This is a genomic window from Kocuria tytonicola (assembly GCF_003687455.1).
Taxonomy (GTDB): Bacteria; Actinomycetota; Actinomycetes; order Actinomycetales; family Micrococcaceae; genus Kocuria; species Kocuria tytonicola.
This window is the reverse complement of the sequence record NZ_PHOA01000176.1, coordinates 1-2,089: the sequence shown is the minus strand read 5'-3', so window position 1 is coordinate 2,089 and position 2,089 is coordinate 1. Positions and strand designations below refer to the sequence as shown.

The window sequence follows — 2,089 nt, the reverse complement described above, 5'->3', positions numbered from 1 at the left end:
GTCGCGGACTCGGGGACGTCCGCGGCGGTCTCCAGGATGTCCAGCGGGATCTCGATGTGGATGGGCCGCGGGCGCGAGTGCGCGAAGTCCCGCATGGCGTCGTGGATCATGGTCACCGCCTCGGCGCCCGAGGTCACGCGGCGGGAGACGCCCACGATCGCGTTGACCGCGGCGGAGGGGTTCTTGGTCTCGTGCAGCGAGCCGATGTCCCGGAAGTCGTGGCCCACGGGGCGCCCGGGGGAGAGCAGGATCATGGGGCGGGACTCGGCGTACGCGGTGGCGGCGCCGGACAGCGAGTTGAGCAGGCCGGGTCCGGAGGTGGTGATGACCACGCCGGGCAGCCCGCGCACCTGGGACCAGCCGTCCGCGCCGTAGGACGCACCCTGCTCGTGGCGCGTGGTGACCGCGCGGATGCCGAGGCCCCGCAGCGGCCGGTAGAACTCGAGCGAGTGGGTGCCCGGGATTCCGAAGACGGTGTCGATGCCGTACCCGCGCAGGGTCTCCAGCACGGCCGTGGCCACGGTGCGTTCGGGGCGCGACGCCGCCGGGGCCGCCTCGGTCGCGGAGGTGCTGTTCTCGGTGCTCATGCCTTGGACTCCTGGATGCGTCGGTTCCACTCGTGACTGATCTGGGGCGCCGTGGGCCTGGTCACCAGCGACACCACCACGAATACTACGGCCGAGCCCACGAGCCCCAGGTAGATGGGAGCGTTGGCCAGCACGCCGAAGCCGAGCATGCCCGCCACGGTGCCGAGCACGCCCGCGGCCATGGACCACATGGCGCCGGCCGCGGTGGCGCGACGCCAGACCAGACCGCCGAGGACGGCCACGAGCAGTCCGCCCACCAGCAGGTCGTACGCAATGGTCAGGGCCACCACGGTGGAGCTGACCAGCATGGACAGCACGGTGATCACGAGGCCCACGACCACCACGTACACGCGGTCCTTGAGCACGGAGGCCTCCTCGGAACGGGCGCGCTCCACGTCCTGCGGGGAGGCGCCGAAGAGGCCGCGCAGGGTGGGGACCACGTCCACGCGGGCCACGGTGGCCGCGGCGATGGTGGCGCCGGAGGCGGTGGACATCATGGCGGCCACACCCGCGGCGAGCACCACACCGCCCAGGCCCTCGGGCACGTGGTGCTGCGCCATGGCGGCGAACGCCTCCTCCGGGACCTCCAGGGTGGGCAGCACGGCGGCCGCGGCGGTGCCGATCAGCGCCCCGGCCACGCCGTACACGGCCACGTAGGCGGCTGCGGCCAGACCGCCCCAGCGGGCCACGCGCGGGGAGCGGGCCGTGAACACGCGCTGCCAGATGTCCTGGCCGATCAGCATGCCGAAGCCGTAGACCACGAACTGCGTGACGATCGCCTGGAACCCCATGGAGCCCATGGAGAAGAAGGAGTTGTCCAGGCGCTCGGTGATCCCGGACCAGCCGCCGCCGGCGGCCAGGGAGAACGGCAGCAGGATCGCGAAGATGCCGATGGTCATGAACACGAACTGCATGAGGTCCGTGAGCGTGATGGACCACATGCCGCCCAGCACGGAGTAGGCGATCACCACGGCGCCGCCCAGCAGGATGGCCCACGGCCGGGAGATGGGGAACAGCACGGAGAAGATGGCGGCGTACGCCGCCGTGGAGGTCACCGCGATCATCAGGGTGTACGCGAGCATCACGAACGACGACGCCGTGGCCCCGCCGCTCGCGCCGTAGCGCAGCTGCAGCATCTGGGACACCGTGAAGACCTTCAGCGACTGGATGCGGGCGGCGAAGAACACGCTGAGCACCGCGAGGCCGGTGGCGATGGCTACCACGAGCCACATCCCGGAGATCCCGTACTGGTAGCCCAGACCCACACCGCCCACGGTGGACGCCCCGCCCAGCACCACGGCCGCCATGGTGGAGGTGTAGAGCCCCGCGCCGAGGCGCCGTCCGGCCACGCGGTAGTCGGTGGCCGTGCGCGCACGGCGTGCGGCCCACAGCCCGATCACCACCATGGCCACCAGGTACAGGACGATGACGAGCACGTTCACGGGGTTTCTCCTCGGGCGGCGGGCGGGGGCCGTCCGGCGCCCGAGGAGAAACCCCGTGAA

At 71.7% G+C, this 2,089-nt stretch carries 2 protein-coding genes; both read right to left on the bottom strand.

The genetic code is table 11. The annotated features are described in order from the left end of the window. Positions 1 to 587 (bottom strand): thiamine pyrophosphate-binding protein (locus CWC38_RS11620; protein ID WP_276309587.1); only part of this gene is annotated, 587 nt, incomplete at its 3' end. Beyond that, entirely contained in the window at positions 584 to 2,029 is a 1,446-nt protein-coding gene (locus CWC38_RS11615; RefSeq protein WP_121846865.1) for a sodium:solute symporter family protein, read from the bottom strand. The genes CWC38_RS11615 and CWC38_RS11620, both read right to left, overlap by 4 nt. Between the last annotated feature and the right edge of the window lie 60 nt (positions 2,030 to 2,089).